The sequence below is a fragment of the Vibrio sp. La 4.2.2 genome (assembly GCF_027586995.1).
GTDB lineage: Bacteria > Pseudomonadota > Gammaproteobacteria > Enterobacterales > Vibrionaceae > Vibrio > Vibrio mediterranei.
In genome coordinates this window covers 562,892-579,157 of the sequence record NZ_JAPPTJ010000002.1, presented here as the reverse complement: position 1 = coordinate 579,157, position 16,266 = coordinate 562,892, and the positions used below count along the sequence as shown (strand labels likewise).

The following is a 16,266-nucleotide window of genomic DNA, read 5'->3' as shown; positions in this document are numbered from 1 at the left end:
AATAGAATTATGTTGATAATTAAGAACGCAACAGCAGTACAGATGGAACCTGCCTTTATTAAGGAAGGGATTGATATTGCGATTGAAAACGACCTTATCATAGAAGTCGGTGAGTCTCTTAGTGCCAAGTATCCAAAAGCTGAAGTGAAGGACTTTACTGGTAAGTTAGTAATGCCGGGCATTGTCTGTTCTCACAACCACTTCTATTCCGGATTGGCTCGCGGCATCATGGCGGACATTAAACCAAGTCCAGATTTTATCTCCATCCTGAAGAACCTATGGTGGCGAATGGACCGTGCGTTGGATGAAGAAGCTTTGTACTACAGCGGTTTGATTTGTTCATTAGAAGCCATTCGTCATGGCTGTACATCGGTTATCGACCATCACGCCTCACCGAACTACATTGAAGGGTCTCTGGCGACACTTCGTAAAGGCTTCTTAAAAGCTGGCCTTCGCGGTATGACCTGTTTTGAGACGACTGACCGTAACGGCGGCGTTGAAGAAATGGCGGCAGGTGTAGAAGAGAATATTCGCTTCGCACAACTTGTGGATGCAGAAAAAGAGCGAGGTGTTGAGCCTTATCTGGTTGAAGCTCATATCGGCGCTCATGCTCCGTTTACCGTGTCGAATGAAGGTATGGCAATGCTGTCGGAAGCGGTGAAAGCGACTGGGCGTGGCTTACATATTCACGTTGCAGAAGACCGTTACGATGTGACTCATAGTCATCATCATTACGACCAAGATATTGTTGAGCGTCTCGATAGCTTTGGCTTAATCGATAGCAAAACACTGCTTGCTCATGGTTTATTCTTGTCCGAGAAGGACATTAATATCTTGAACAAACACGATGGTTTCTTGGTTCATAATGCACGTTCGAATATGAACAACAATGTAGGTTATAACCATCAGTTACGTCAGTTCAAAAATGTCGCGATTGGTACCGATGGCATTGGTGCGGATATGTTTGAAGAGCTTAAATTTGCGTTCTTCAAGCATCGTGATGCTGGTGGTCAAATGTGGCCTGATAGCTTTATGCGCCATCTATGGAACGGCAACGAGATTCTTGGTCGTAACTTTGGTGCTAAGTTTGGTCGTTTGGAAGCAGGATATAAAGCGGATCTAACGATTCTTGATTACACCTCACCAACACCTTTGGTTGCTGATAACTTGCCGGGTCACTTTGCATTCGCACTCAATGCGAGCAACGTAAACAGTGTGATGGTGGAAGGTAAGTTCTCTTATCTAAACCGTGAGTTCCCATTCGACGTTGAGCCTATCTATAAAGAGGCGAGGGAAGTCGCAGCTCGTTTATGGAAAGACATGGACAATCTTGATTAACCCTTTCGCTTGATTGACCAATAATAAAAAGACCAGCATAAGCTGGTCTTTTTTTATGAAGAGAATCTGAGGTGATTACTTCATTTGTTGTACTTGTTTTTGAAGCTGGTCAAGTTGCTTCATCTTGCCTTGAAGACCCAGAGACTGGTAGTCAATCGAAGCAGGGTTCATCATCTGACCTTGCTGCATTGGGTAGTTAGGCAGAGTTTGGAAGAATTCGCCAAGTACGTCTTGAATTGGAACGAATAGCCACATGTTGTCTGCCATCCAACGTAGGTACATGCCAGATTCGTGTGGTGCTTTCTCAAATGGGTCAGCACGTAGGTGAATGATCTTCGGCCAGTTAGGAGAGAAACGTACCGCGTCAGTGATGTTACCTTCTAACGTTGCGAAGTGTAGTTTCCAATCATTCCAACGAACCGCATTCAATTCGCCGTTTGCTGTGAAGTAAAGTAGAGACTCACGAGGTGCTTTGTCAGTTTTACCTTCAAAGAATGGTTTGAAGTTGTAGCCATCAATATGTACGCGCCAGTCTTTACCGTTTGCTTTGTAGCCTTTAGCTAACTTTTCTTTCACATCAGGAACACCTGCTGCAGCAAGAAGCGTTGGTAGCCAGTCTTGGTGAGCCATCATTTCGTTGATCTTAGTACCTGGTTCAATTACGCCAGGCCAACGGACAAGTTGAGGAACGCGCATACCGCCTTCCCAAGTTGTGCCTTTTTCACCGTGGAATGGTGTCGCACCGCCATCAGGCCAGCTAACTGTTTCAGCACCGTTATCAGTAGAGTAGATAACAATCGTGTTGTCAGCGATGTTTAGCTCGTCCAGTTTGTCTAGCAGGATACCAACTTGGTCATCGTGCTCTAGCATGCCGTCGGCATAAATAGAGATACCAGATTTACCTTGATACTTCTCTTGTAGACGAGTCCAAACGTGCATACGTGTGGTGTTGTGCCAGATGAAGAATGGTTTATCAGCTTTTACTGCCTTTTCCATAAACGCGAGAGACGTTTCTAGGAACTCTTCATCAGCATGTTCCATACGCTTACGCGTCATAGGACCAGTATCTTCGATTTTGCCGTCAGCAAAAGACTTGATTACACCACGAGGGCCATAGTTCTTACGGAACTCTGGATCTTTAGGGTAGTAGTAAGTTTCTGGTTCTTCTTCAGCATTTAGGTGGTAAAGGTTACCAAAGAACTCATCGAAACCATGGTTAGTTGGCAAGTGTTGGTCTTGGTCACCTAAGTGGTTTTTACCAAACTGTGCCGTCATGTAGCCTTGCTCTTTGAGTAGATCAGCAGTGGTTGGAGCCCAGTCTGGAATACCGTGTGTTGAACCTGGCATACCGATTGTTAATAGACCAGTACGGAAAGGTTCTTGACCAGTAATGAAGGCTGCGCGACCTGCTGTACAAGATTGCTGACCATAATGGTCAGTGAAAAGTGCACCTTCGTTAGCGATACGGTCGATATTTGGAGTTTCATACCCCATCATGCCTTGGTTATACGCGCTAATGTTCCAATAACCAACATCGTCGCCGAAAATCGCAAGGATATTCGGTTTATCTGCTGCAACTGCAACTGAAGATGTAGCAATAAGCCCAACGCCCATTGCAATCTTACTTAAGTGGTTTGCCATTCTAGACTCCATCGTCTTTTACTCATTGATTTTGCAGTAAACACCCAGTGAGGTGCTTATTTGCCTCGCACTCTATTTGAGGTCAGAGATGGTGTCGTCTTATAAACACTATAAAAAAAAGTTATAACTGGTAAATATTCTTATCTAAATCATAAGGTTGAGTTCCAATGGGGTGGTCACTTACAACTTTAGTGCTATGTGAGATTAATCAAAAAATCTGGCTAATGTTTATTAATCTATTAATAGTGAAAATTGCCTTAGATTTTTGGCGCTTATGAGTGTTTGCGACTATACGTTAATGGGCAGGATGCGACCAACTTACGTAGAGGTTTACATGACAACACACAGAAGGTTTAAGCGGAGCTTAGCAGTTTTGGCTACCGCGTTATTTGGTATATCAGCCAGTGCATATGCAGAAGATAAGCCCAACATCTTGGTGATATGGGGGGATGACATTGGTCAGTCCAATGTTAGTGCATATACATTTGGTCTTATGGGGTATAAAACGCCTAATATTGATTCCATTGCGAAAGAAGGCATGATGTTCACCGACTACTACGGCGAGCAATCTTGTACGGCAGGACGTTCGACATTTATAACCGGTCAAAGTGTATTGCGCACAGGTTTAAGTAAAGTGGGTCTGCCGGGGGCTGACCTTGGGTTACAAGCGGAAGATGCAACCATTGCGGAGCTTCTAAAGCCTCATGGTTATATGACAGGGCAATTTGGTAAAAACCACCTTGGCGACAAAGATGAGTTTTTACCTACCAATCATGGCTTTGACGAGTTCTTTGGTAACCTTTACCACCTAAATGCTGAGGAAGAACCTGAAAATATCGACTATCCGAAAGATCCCGAATTCCGTAAACAATTTGGACCTCGAGGGGTTATCAAATCCTATGCCGACGGCAAAATTGAAGATACTGGCCCTTTAACTCGTAAGCGTATGGAAACCGTGGATGAAGAGACTCTTTCTGCGGCTCTAGACTTTATGGATCGCGCGGTAGCGGCCAAGAAACCTTTCTTCGTATGGTGGAATGCGACACGCATGCATTTCCGTACTCATGTGAAAGATGAAAACCTCGGTAAATCAGGCATTAGTTTTTATGCTGACGGGATGATTGAGCACGACAACCAAGTAGGCGAACTCCTTAAAAAAGTCGATGAGTTGGGAATCGAAGACAACACAATTGTCTTTTACTCAACGGATAACGGTCCGCACATGAATACGTGGCCAGATGCGGGTCTTACTCCTTTCCGAGGTGAGAAAAACACTAACTGGGAAGGAGCGTATCGTGTCCCTGCGATGGTGAAATGGCCGGGTAAAATCGAAGCGGGCTCGGTCTCCAACAATATTATGCATCACATGGATTGGTTGCCTACGTTGTTAGCAGCGGCTGGTGAGCCTGATGTAAAAGAGAAACTTCTTAAGGGGCACAAAGCCGGTGACAAAACCTTTAAAGTTCACCTTGATGGTTACAACTTTCTTCCTTACTTAACAGGTGAAAGTAAAGAGTCACCGCGTGCGGAGATTTTCTACTTCTCAGACGATGGTGATTTAACCGCACTGCGTTATAACAACTGGAAAGTCGTATTTATGGAGCAGAGGGTAGAGGGGACGTTGCAAATATGGGCAGAACCTTTCGTGACACTCCGCGTGCCAAAAATCTTTAACTTGAGAATGGACCCTTATGAGGTCGCTGATGTTACCTCCAATACTTACTATGACTGGATGTTGGATCGTGTTTACTTGTTAGTTCCGGCTCAAGTCTATGTAGGGAAGTTCTTAGAGACCTTTAAAGAATTCCCGCCAAGGCAAAAAGCAGCAAGCTTTAACTTGGATGAGGTTATGGACAAACTTCAGACCCCGACGAATAAGTAGTTAATCTGTGTCCGGAAAGCGCCCTAAGTATTGGGCGCTTTTTTGTGCATGTTCGTAATGAAAAGCACTCTGTCTGTTAGAGAATAATAGGAAATCGTAATTCGAGTTTGGATTCCTTTTCGCAGATTTTACATAAAGTTATCTGGAAATCATTGGCTGATACAGTAGACTAGTGAGAGATTTGCTGATTAGAACCCTTAGAACAACATGCTGCTAACTGCCTCCCCAACCGCTGAGTTATTTACTCAACACGAATTTCGCTCCCTTGAACTTAATGGCGATAGCCTTGTGCTGCACTCGGTGCGCGCCGAGGTTCGAATTCCGTTTAGTGAATGGTCGGGAAAATTAAGTGTTAAGCGAGGGTTAGTATGGTCATCCGTGTCAGTGTTTGCGCACGAAGAGAATGGCAAACAGGTGTGCTGGGTGGTTCAGGGGGTACCTTGGAGAGAAGCGCAGGACTTTGCCAAACATGCTGTGAGTTGTTATCAGCAATGGCACCATAAACAATGCGGTTTGCTGAATACCTATCTACCGAAATGGGAAGATGAGTTACGACGCTTGCGTTCTCTGCCACAATTTTTGCCTCAATCACAAATGGTGTCATGGGCGGATGAAGTAAACTCCGAGTTTCTTGAAATCAACATGTCACTTTCTGAAGCGATGCGCACAATGCCAAAGCGAATCAACAACCTCATTCCATGGTTGGATGATACAGCGACAGTGCTAGCAGAACGAAACCAAACATGGTTGGAAAATGAGCGTGAGAATTGGCAAGTATTATTCTCGCAATCTGAGTCATCTCCACTTAATTACTCACAACAAATGGCGGTCCTGCATAACAATGATCAAAATTTGATCCTTGCCGGAGCAGGTTCAGGTAAAACGAGTGTGCTGATGGCGCGTGTGTCCTATCTGCTGCAAAGTCATCTCGCACAGGCTGACCAGATACTATTGGTGGCGTTTGGTCGGGACGCTGCTAATGAAATGAAGCAACGTCTTGAGAAAAAGCTGGGGCAAACGGCTGACGCTATTTCGGTGCTGACCTTCCATCAATTAGGACTGAAGATACTCAAAGAAACTGAGAATCAACCACCTCAATTAACGCCATTAGCGACTGAGCAAACACAAAAAACTGCCTGGTGCATTGACTGGCTGAAGAAGCATTGGATGACACCAACCAACTTCAAACGTTGGCAAAAGCACTTATCTAAATGGCCTATTGCCTACTTAAAAGGAGATGAGGAGCTTGGCAGTCAAAGTGAAAACCCTAAGCTCATCGCGTGGCTAGAACAGCAACTAGACCAATTGATTTCTGCTGGATTATCGAAGAAAGCGATTCAAGAAAAGATCATAGACGAAGAAGAGTATGCGCGGCTTAATAGTGAGTTGGCGCTATGTTGGCCTTGTTATCAAGCGTGGCAAAAAATGCTCAAAGAGAATGAGCAAATTGACTTTACCTCGATGATTACTAAAGCGACTAAACATGTTTCTGCTTCGCGCTTCAAATCGAACTGGAAGTTTGTCATGGTCGACGAGTATCAGGATATTTCCCCTGATCGTTTGGAGTTGGTTCAAGCCCTTTGTGAACAAAAGCTTCAAGATGGTACCAATGCAACACTCTATGCTGTGGGCGATGACTGGCAGTCCATCTATCAGTTTACTGGATCTGATGTGGATTTGACGACAGGCTTTGAGCAGCGATTCCCTAACGCCTCTATCTACTTGTTAGATACGACTTATCGTTTTAATGACAAGTTGTTGGAAGTGGCGTCTGACTTCATTCAAGCCAATCCGACACAACTGACTAAAGATATTAAGAGCCACAAATCCGCTAAGCAAAAGGCAGTGATTGTGGAGCAGGGTAGTCGTGTAGAGAAAATTCTCGAGGAACTTAATAGCAAGTCCAAACAAGGCAAATCAGTGTTGCTGTTAGGACGTAACCACTATCATAAACCGGAATTGTTTGGTGATTGGTGTAAGCAGTTTGCAAACTTGTCTTTGGAGTTTATGACCTGTCACTCTAGTAAAGGCAAAGAAGCAGATTACGTTATTGTGGTAGGCGCTGATGAGGGACAATTTCCAGCGAAAAGGAAGTTCGTTCACCTAAATAATGCATTGACCATAGGCACTGATACTTATGAACACGCTGAAGAACGGCGCTTGTTCTATGTTGCATTAACAAGAGCAAAAACCAAAGTGTGGGTGACGTATCAATCCTCACCATCGATATTTGTACGCGAACTTATGGAGCACGAACAAGTGCTTGTTAAAAAGTAATGGAATACAAAAAGGCCACATTTTAATGTGGCCTTTGTCTTAGTTACCGTTCCCTAAATCTTAAAGATTGAAATCGCACTGTCCATTTTGGTGGTTTGGCTAGACACGTTTTTCACTTCATCTAAGCAGTTACGTGCATTCGACATGTTGTCATTAGAGATCTCATTGAGCTCTGTGATGGATTCGCCTACCTGACCCATTACTATGCCTTGCTCTTCAATCGCCGCAGCAATTTGATCGGAATTGGTCTGAATTTCGGCCATGTCCTCAGAGATTTGCTGTAGTGCACTATCAAGCTTCGCAGAGGCAGACAATGTTTCTGCTCCTTGAGCGTTGCATTGCTCTATGTCGGTAACCACCGTCGTCATTTGAGCCTGAATTGCACTGACGAGGTTGGTGATTTCTTCCGTTGACTGATGGGTTCGGCTAGCCAAGGCGCGAACTTCATCCGCAACCACAGCGAATCCACGCCCTTGTTCGCCAGCTCGAGCAGCTTCAATAGCGGCGTTTAGTGCCAATAAGTTGGTTTGCTCCGCGATGTCTTGGATAATATGAACTGCTCCGCCAATTTTGCCAACATGCTCGTTCAAGGAACGGATTTCATTGTTACTTTCCGCTAGTACGGAAGAAAGAGACTCGATATTGCCGACAGTGTTCTCAACAAATGCGCGGCTGTTCTGAGAGTTGTCCGCTGCTTTGTTGACCACATCAGCGGCGTTGTGAGTAGTTTGTGCAATTTCGTCAATGGTGGTTACCATTTGCTGAACCGCCGTTGCCATTGAGTTAGTGTGGTCACTTTGACTATGGAATTGATGAATCACATTCTCCAATTCATCTTCCATATTGGTACTGCTGCTTCTAAGCTCTGAAGACTGCTTCTGTGTGTTGCCAACTAATGAAGCAAAGTTATCCAGCAATGAATTGACGGCTTTACCAATCGAGGCGATCTCATCGTTGCCTTTAACTGACACTCTTTTGGTTAGGTCATTGTGTTCAGCAATATCCGAGATAGTAGACTGCAAGCGGTTTACATTAAGGTTGATCGCTCTGACTATGTAAGTGATGAGAGCGGCAATGACAACAAGTAATAGAACAGAAATGGTCCATTTTGCGGTCATGATGGTTTGGATCTTGTCATCAAGTACACGGTTTAATTGAGCATTAAAATCCTCAAAATCTGTTTCAATCTTATGAGAATTGCTGCGAGTTAGCCCAAGCAAACCTTGGTCGTAGGCAAAGCCAATGACTTCACGTTGCTTAAGGACATTTTGACCAACAGTATTAAGTGATGGGTTGTTGGTTGGTTTCACGGTCGCAACATTGCCAAACATAACGTCATCGTGGTACTGCAATAATTCATGAGTGATGTCTCGCTCAAGCTCTTGATGGAATACTTCAAGAAATTGCTTAGACAGACCCTGTGAAAGGTTTAGACCAAGTACAACGTAACCATTTACCAGTTTTGTGAAGGCTTGTTCGTACGCTGCAAGCTCCGCTGATAGTTGATTTGGAAGAGAGACACCTGCGTTGGCAAGGGTGAGTTGAAGTTCATTCTGTTGATTACGGAAATGTTTAGCGTTGACTCTGAACTTTGCTAGATACTTTTCGTCTTTACGTAATAAAAAATCTTTTTCATTTCTACGAAGATTCAACAAAGTGACTTCAAGTTGACTCAGTTTAGTGAGAGCATTGGTAAGGTTATCTGTAGTCTTCGCAAAGTAGCTACTAGACATTAACATTGAGGCGATAGCCAATACGGATATTGACCCTAAAAGTAGAAGTTGGTGCTTGATCTTCATTATCAACCTTTTCATATTCGCGAGAAAGATATTGCCAGCAATTGGATTGGCAATATGAATATGTGTGCTTAAATATTTCTGAGCGCGGAATGTATCAACTTGTTGATTTCTAGTCACTTATAAAAGTTTTTCTAAACTCAAAAATGGAAAGACTACACAAAACTAAGCCGTTTTTTTATTATTTACTATTGTATCGGTAAGCGTACGCCGTTCTTTAGTAATAAATTTGTAATGTTAATGCCCTTAATGAACCACAAGAGGTTAACCAGTTGTTAGATTTAGAGTTGTATGATGGAATTATCTTCGATATGGATGGCACGTTGTTGGATACCATGCCAAACCATGTCTTAGCGTGGGAAATGACGGCAACGAAATTCGATTTTCCATTTGATCGCCATTGGCTGCATTCTCTGGGAGGTATGCCAAGTGTCAAGATCGCGGGTGAGGTGTCAAAGCGTTATGGTATCGAATTGGATCCGAAACAAGTGTCGATATTTAAGATGAATGCTTTTGCACAATTGCCACTAACAGGTAAGCCAATAGCACACACTTATGAAGTGTTTCAGCAATATAAAGGCACCAAACCCATGTCGATAGGTACAGGGAGCCAACGTGACTCTGCTTTGAAGCTATTGACGCACGCTGGAGTTTTGAATGACTTAGACTGTGTAGTGTCGGCAACCGATGTTGAGAGTCACAAACCTAATCCAGAAACGTTCTTGTTAGCGGCTAAGAATATGGGTGTAGACGCTAAGAAGTGTGTAGTTTTTGAAGACACTCAATTGGGCCTTCAAGCTGCGCATGCTGGTGGAATGGACTGTTATTTGGTTACTGAGTCAGGCTTTGAATTTCATCCGGTACAGTGACCTTTTCGATAGAGAACGAAACAAAAAGAGCACCTTATAGGTGCTCTTTTTGTTTATAGTTTTGATTATTGAATTTCAATCAATTCAACATCAAAAATCAGTACTGCCGACGGAGGGATAGGGCCAGTACCTTTCTTGCCATAACCCAATGTACTTGGGATGTACAAGCGATATTTGTCACCTTCAGACATGTGTTGAAGACCCTCTTGCCATCCTTTGATAACTTGGTTCAGCCCGAAGCTAATTGGTGTACCACGGTCAACTGAACTATCAAACACAGTACCGTCGATAAGCGTGCCGTGATAATGCACTTTAACTTTGCTTTTAGGACCTGGTTTTTCAGTATTGCCACTAGTTTCAAGCACTTCATATTGTAAGCCGCTCTCGGTAGTAATAATGCCTTCTTTCTTAGCGTTTTCTAGAAGGAATGCTTGGCCTTGCTGAAAGTTCTCCTCACCAGCTTTGCTGTTGGTCCAAGTTCGATAGATCATGAATGCCGCTAATAGCAGAACAATGAGAGGGATTAAGACTTTAGACACAGTAATTCCTTATTGTTATTTTGTTTTTAGGTAGTTGATGGTTTCAGCGATTTCATTAATGTCTTGGTGACCCGCTAGCATCACCTCGTATTTACCATTAACGATAAACGTTGGAACTGCATTAATTTGCGCTTTAGTCGATACGGTTTCTGCGGTTTGAATGTAATTAAACAGCTCTTTTTGCTGCGCTTCGCTCAGGTTGTATGGGCTAACCATTCCACGAGATTCAAAGATTCGATCCAATTCAACTTTCTTTGCGCTGCCATCCATATCTGGGTTTTGAACGAGTGCAAATAGCTCGTCTTTCATGTCAGCAGGAACGACGTTGTTTTCTGATTGCATGACGGCAGAGTAGAACAACATACCAGCGATTTGTGCGCTTTCATTAAACATCACATGGACTTTACCAAGTTTGCTGTCAGTCAATGACTCTAACTCAGGGAGCATTGGTTCAAGGTTACGACAGTGACCACAGCCTAGAGAGAATACTTCGGTAACTTGAGGTAAGCGCAGTGTGCTCAGGTTGGCATCAAGTGTGCGATATTGCTTGCCCTCAACGGGTGTTGTATCAGAGTCACTACAAGCCGAAACAACAAGAGCCAAGGCCATCACGGATAAAGTTTTAGTAAGAGTTTTAAACATGTTTGAGCTTCTATATGAAAATAACTCACAGAGTTTAACTTTTATTTAAGTCTGCTTACAAGCAATTCAGCTCGTCAAATCGTTACAAAGCGAAACCTAAATTCCGTCAGTTTTTTTATGTTTCGCTATAAAGTTTCTGTATTAATCGCCGATAGTTAACAGCGTATAAAGGAATAATTGGAGAGTGACATGTTTACGTTGAAACAAGCAGGGATGGTATTGGCTGCCTCCTTACTAGCGGGATGTAGTGCCGTGTCATCGACAACAAATAAACTATTTCCAGACATGCTGCAAACGGCTCCGAAGTCAGAGTTTGATGTGATGCATCCAGAATGGGCGGATGCGCCAAAAATCGCCTCAACCAGCGTTCAAGGACCTTATGGGCAAATGCGCACCGAGTCTTGGAATGTTCTTGAGCGCTACTTGGTCAACAATGGTCTCGACTATGAGTTAGTTCCTGGTGACTATGTCATGATCCGTTTAAAGCAAAAAATCCACTTTAATACTGGCTCTGCACATGTAGCTAGCACCTCTGCACAATGGCTTCAACAACTGGCGAGCTTCTTATCTGGCCAGCAAGGGATTGATGTTGTAATCGGGGGACATACAGATAATACCGGAACTGTGGCAATCAACGATAAGCTATCTGACAAACGTGCTGAGTCCGTTCGCCAAACCTTGATCAGTCAACGAGTACCTAGGCAGATGATCTATACGCGTGGTTATGGCGAAAATGTTCCAGAGTGCACGAACCAAACACAATATGGGAAGGCTTGTAATAGGCGAGTCGAATTGACCTTGATAGTAGCGCAGTAGATAGTTAATAGATTAAAAAAAAGCGACGTTGTAACGTCGCTTTTTTATAGCTAAATCAGATAAGTAGATTAACTTAGTCCAATGATGTTGCCTTCGTCATCAAGATCAAGAGACATAAAGGCTGGTTTGTCTGGTAAGCCTGGCATCGTCATTACATTGCCGCAAAGTGCATAGATAAAACCAGCACCAGCACACAAACGCAGTTCACGTATTACAACATCAAAGTCTTTTGGTGCGCCCTTGATACTGCCATCGGTGGTGATAGACAGAGGGGTCTTAGCAAGACATACGGCGAGGTGATTGAAGCCATGTTTTTCATATAGTTCAAGCTGCTTTTGCGCTTGATAAGACAGAGTGACTCGAGCGGCACCGTAACCACCTTCACATACGGCCATTAGTTTAGATTCAATGGATTGATCGAGTGTGTAAAGTGGTTTGAAGTTCGCTTCGTTCTCACAGGCCGCTATAACCTGCTGTGCGAGTTCTTTGGTGCCTTCGCCACCTTTTGCGAATCCTTCACTAATTGCTACTCGGCAATCTTGTTCAAGCGCTTCAATCCAAGATTTTAGAAGGTTAAGTTCCTCGTCACTATCTTGAGGGAAGCGGTTAATAGCGACGACCGCTGGTACACCATATTTAGCTACGTTGTTGATATGCCATTTCAAGTTCTCGAACCCAGCTTTCAGGGCGTTCGAGTCGTTACCGTAGATAGAGTCTGGAATAGGCGTACCTGGTTTGAGGTCATAGAGTCCAGAGTTCGCTTTTAAGCCACGAAGTGTCGCCACGATCACAGCACAGTCAGGTTTTTTATCTGTTGCAGAGGCTTTGATATTACACGCTTTTTCAAAACCCATATCAGAACCAAAACCACCTTCAGTGATCGTATAGCGGCTCAACTTTGTCGCAATGCTATCGGCGATAATGGATGAGTTACCATGAGCGATATTGGCAAAAGGACCCGCATGGATAAGCGTTGGAACACCTTCAAGAGTTTGCATTAAGGTTGGCTCAATGGCTTCTTTCATACTAACAGCCATAGCACCTGCAACCTGAAGATCTTCGGTGGTAATTGGCTCACCATCTAAAGAGTAAGCCACGACAATGCGGCCGATACGTGAACGCAGATCTTTTAAGTCTTTCGATAGTGCTAAAATCGCCATCAGCTCTGAGGCTGCGGAGATATCAAATCCGTCTTCACGCTCATAACCATTAATGGTTTTGTTCACCTCGTTTTGGCCAACTGTCACCATGCGAAGTGCTCGGTCATTGTGGTCAACTACGCGTTTCCAGACGACATTCTTGATATCAATTTTTAACGCGTTAAGCCCGGTACGAGATTCAAAAGCTTCATAACCTTGGCGTTGTTCGTGGTAAATACGAGCGTCAATTGCGGCAGCAGCAAGGTTGTGAGCGGCGGTAACCGCGTGAATATCGCCCGTCAGGTGAAGGTTCAATTCTTCCATCGGTGCAACTTGAGAGTAGCCACCACCTGCAGCGCCACCTTTCACACCGAAAATTGGACCCATTGACGGCTGACGAATACACGCCATGACCGATTGACCAAGCTTTTTCAGACCTTGTGATAAACCAATTGTTGTCACGGTTTTGCCTTCACCTAGTGGTGTAGGAGTGATGGCAGTGACGACAACAAGCTTGCCATCAATATTGTCTTTGAGTCGGTTTACCGCGTTTAAGGATACTTTTGCCTTGTGAAAACCTTGAGGATGAAACTCAGAGTCGAGTAGTCCAGATTGCTTAGCAATCTCAGAAATAGGGGAAAGAGACGTCGTACGACAGATATCAATATCAGATAGCATTAACGGTCCTTAAAAGCCACAAAATTATTGAGGAAACGTTTGCGTCAGGATAATACTGGTTAAAAATCCTTTGTAAAGTTAAATATTCAGCAACCTGTTCTATTTTTAATCACTCTTTATTTAGTTGATTGTTTTGAAAACAAAAAGAGGCCGAAGCCTCTTTTTTATCGATCCCAGTATGCTTCTTCCAAGCTGTCTTCTCGCTCTGGTAAAGAGCGGGTGAGTCGTGGCGAGTGCTGTGTTAGGACTTCGTAACTCACTCGGTTCGCATACTTACAAATTTGTGAAAGAGAAGAGTAGGTTAAGCAAGGTGCAACATGTTTATCTGACTCTGGAACATTCTGGCAATGAAAGTCATTGGCTGTCATGTCGTGAAGTAGAGCCGAAAGAGCACCATCACCTGCGCCGTTGGTGTTCTTAATCTCCAGTGGGCCACCTAAATATGGGCCAATATGAGAGTAGACTTTCTGCGGGTCTGCACAATCCGCTTTACGCATTGCTCGGCTAAATTCAAATTTGTTGAACTCATCGATTTCGCCTTCAAGAATATCGTGCGTCGTTTCACGGAGTGCAACATTGTCGCAATAACCGGCCATATATAGGCCGTCAGGACCAGCTGTACACAATACCAAATCAACCCAGTCTAACGCCTTGTCGGCGGCAAGTAGTGGGTCGGAGAATCCAGTGAGTGCTTCACCTTCTTCTTCATTCATAGCAACGATAGTGACATTGTCTTTAATGTAATCCTGCCAGAACTTTTCGTTGCCTTCGATAACCCACTTAGTTCCTAACGTTAACACCACGGGTACCGATTTAGATTTTGCGATCTCAATTGCACGTGCAACCGCTTTAGGCATCGGATCTTCTGGCTTACCACGCATTAGATAAGAAGAAACAACCAAAGCTGAAGCCTTGTTAAACACAGACTCTGGAATACTCTCTGGCTTAAGTTGGTTCATTTCACCTTCGTTGATCGCAAATGTTCGTTCACCATCGTCGGTGATTAGCGTGTAGCAACGGCCAATTGGACCATCAACAGTTTGTAAATGGTTCAGGTTCATGCGTGAAGACGTTCGGCATAGATAACGGTAACCGTACGAACCTACTTCAATGTTCTTTGACATAACGCCCAGTAAAACAGATTTGCTATCTGCCAAAACTGAATAGTTGTGTAGCGTGTTACCAATAGTATCACCTGGGAATTGGTGAGTAATTAGTCCTTCAGCAACCAGTTCTTCATAAAGCGCGTCTGCTTTACTTTCTTCAAGTACCAGAGAGTGACCTTTACTTAGGTCGTATTTAGCAAGAAAAGCATCGTCAACTCGTGCTTCGATATCAACGATCGTTTGACCAACACCAATAATAGTCGGTCGGAATAGCTTTGGAGCTGACTGAGCTTGGCTAACAGACAGATCTTTCTTGCTAGTTGGGAAATAGTGTTTTGACTTACGTTGTCCAGGGAATCTCATAGTAAACGCTGATGGAACGAAATTTGGCGGCATGATATCACAATGACTTCAATAATGTTTCATAAAATTGCAGCGTTTGTGTGATTTTGACCATATGCAGAAAGGGGTGAAATCCAATCTTTAATCAGACTGTTAACCAATGCATAACCATAGTCTTGACATGGTTTATCAGCCGACTAACCTAAGACTAGTTACAATGACACGGATTGCATATTGAATATTTCGAGCCTAAGCCCAGAGAAAATTCAAGAAGTGCTTGATCGCATGGATTGTTATTTCTTTATCAAAGACAAAAACGGATGTTACACCTACGTCAATGAAGCGGTATGTCAATTGTTTGCTCGTGCTAGAGAAGAGATTATCGGTGCTGATGACAATCAGTTTTTCTCGATAGAGCAGGCAAGTGACCTTATCAAAAATGATGTGTCGGTTCTGAATGGAAAAACGGTTTCAAACGTTGAAGTGAACACGTTGAAATCGGGTGAGGTTAAGCACTACCAAAATATGAAGTCACCCATTTTCAACAGCCATAATGAGGTGGTCGGCATATTTGGGTTAGCGATTGATATTTCAAAGACCGTGGCGCGCCACAATGAACTTGAGTTCCTCGCCATTCGGGATGTACTAACCGGCTTGTACAATCGTCGATTTCTTGAACTCCAATTAAAGCATGAGATCGCATCGTTTAAACGACATGGCCATGACATGTCCTGTTTAATGTTGGATGTGGATGGATTTAAATCCATTAACGACCGATTTGGGCATAGTATTGGAGATTACGTTCTCCAGTCGATAGGTAAGACCCTGTTAGGAGCGGTGCGAGAAGAGGATTTTTGTTTTCGGTTTGGTGGAGATGAGTTCACTATTTTACTTCCTAAAACCTCGCTGCCCGATGCTTATAGATTGGCTGAAAGAGTACGTGAATCAGTAGCAAGTAAAACCCTCTATTCGAGCACTGGTCATCCGTTCAAGATCAAGATAAGCCTTGGGGTCGCATCTCTGCAAAAAGGATTGGAAGATCAACTGTTGGCATTGGCAGATAAAGCCTTAATGGAAGTAAAGCTCAACGCTAAAGGGAAGAATACCAGTTACGTGTTTTGTGACCATTTAGAGTCCGTCACAAGCTGTAATGGTTGTATACAAGCGGGTCAATGTAAATAATGACTATTAGCGGAAGCGG

Annotated in this window: 12 protein-coding genes; 6 read left to right on the top strand and 6 right to left on the bottom strand. The window is 43.7% G+C overall.

The window, feature by feature from the left end; all coding sequences use genetic code 11:
* Nucleotides 1-9 precede the first annotated feature (9 nt).
* The gene (gene ssnA, locus OH456_RS05805; RefSeq protein ID WP_270033004.1) at nt 10-1,338 is read left to right on the top strand and encodes a putative aminohydrolase SsnA; all 1,329 of its coding nucleotides are present in this window, start codon (nt 10-12) and stop codon (nt 1,336-1,338) included.
* Between the two features lie 75 nt (nt 1,339-1,413).
* Here the strand turns inward: ssnA and OH456_RS05800 are convergent, their stop codons facing one another.
* Nucleotides 1,414-2,979 (bottom strand): arylsulfatase, encoded by a 1,566-nt coding sequence (locus OH456_RS05800; protein WP_006074758.1) that lies wholly within the window; start codon nt 2,977-2,979, stop codon nt 1,414-1,416.
* A gap of 307 nt (nt 2,980-3,286) precedes the next feature.
* On the opposite strand from OH456_RS05800, the gene OH456_RS05795 reads away from it, so the two are divergent.
* Nucleotides 3,287-4,861 (top strand): arylsulfatase, encoded by a 1,575-nt coding sequence (locus tag OH456_RS05795; RefSeq protein WP_270033003.1) that lies wholly within the window; start codon nt 3,287-3,289, stop codon nt 4,859-4,861.
* A 207-nt stretch (nt 4,862-5,068) separates the two neighbouring features.
* Nucleotides 5,069-7,138 (top strand): DNA helicase IV, encoded by a 2,070-nt coding sequence (helD, locus tag OH456_RS05790; RefSeq protein WP_270033002.1) that lies wholly within the window; start codon nt 5,069-5,071, stop codon nt 7,136-7,138.
* Nucleotides 7,139-7,191: 53 nt separating this feature from the next.
* On the opposite strand, the gene OH456_RS05785 is transcribed toward helD, so the two are convergent.
* Nucleotides 7,192-8,937, bottom strand: a complete 1,746-nt coding sequence (locus OH456_RS05785) for a methyl-accepting chemotaxis protein (protein WP_270033001.1) — start codon at nt 8,935-8,937, stop codon at nt 7,192-7,194.
* Between the two features lie 269 nt (nt 8,938-9,206).
* Between OH456_RS05785 and OH456_RS05780 the strand changes: the two genes are divergently transcribed.
* Nucleotides 9,207-9,803 carry a beta-phosphoglucomutase family hydrolase gene (locus OH456_RS05780; protein ID WP_256200716.1) on the top strand — a complete coding sequence of 199 codons (597 nt, stop codon included), beginning with the start codon at nt 9,207-9,209 and terminating at the stop codon, nt 9,801-9,803.
* 65 nt (nt 9,804-9,868) lie between these two features.
* On the opposite strand, the gene OH456_RS05775 is transcribed toward OH456_RS05780, so the two are convergent.
* Both OH456_RS05775 and OH456_RS05770 read right to left on the bottom strand, forming a co-directional pair.
* On the bottom strand, nt 9,869-10,342 hold the full coding sequence (locus OH456_RS05775) for an FKBP-type peptidyl-prolyl cis-trans isomerase (protein WP_006074753.1): 474 nt from the start codon (nt 10,340-10,342) through the stop codon (nt 9,869-9,871).
* 15 nt (nt 10,343-10,357) lie between these two features.
* Nucleotides 10,358-10,984, bottom strand: a complete 627-nt coding sequence (locus OH456_RS05770) for a thioredoxin domain-containing protein (RefSeq protein ID WP_006074752.1) — start codon at nt 10,982-10,984, stop codon at nt 10,358-10,360.
* Nucleotides 10,985-11,173: 189 nt separating this feature from the next.
* Between OH456_RS05770 and OH456_RS05765 the strand changes: the two genes are divergently transcribed.
* Nucleotides 11,174-11,800: an OmpA family protein gene (locus OH456_RS05765; RefSeq protein ID WP_124942023.1), complete on the top strand. Its 627-nt coding sequence runs from the start codon at nt 11,174-11,176 to the stop codon at nt 11,798-11,800.
* A gap of 68 nt (nt 11,801-11,868) precedes the next feature.
* On the opposite strand, the gene OH456_RS05760 is transcribed toward OH456_RS05765, so the two are convergent.
* Both OH456_RS05760 and OH456_RS05755 read right to left on the bottom strand, forming a co-directional pair.
* Complete coding sequence (locus OH456_RS05760; protein WP_198558868.1) at nt 11,869-13,617, bottom strand: formate--tetrahydrofolate ligase; 1,749 nt, start codon at nt 13,615-13,617, stop codon at nt 11,869-11,871.
* A gap of 164 nt (nt 13,618-13,781) precedes the next feature.
* On the bottom strand, nt 13,782-15,086 hold the full coding sequence (locus OH456_RS05755) for an inosine/guanosine kinase (protein WP_124942025.1): 1,305 nt from the start codon (nt 15,084-15,086) through the stop codon (nt 13,782-13,784).
* A gap of 213 nt (nt 15,087-15,299) precedes the next feature.
* Between OH456_RS05755 and OH456_RS05750 the strand changes: the two genes are divergently transcribed.
* Entirely contained in the window at nt 15,300-16,247 is a 948-nt protein-coding gene (locus tag OH456_RS05750) for a sensor domain-containing diguanylate cyclase (protein WP_270033000.1), read from the top strand.
* Nucleotides 16,248-16,266: the final 19 nt, after the last annotated feature.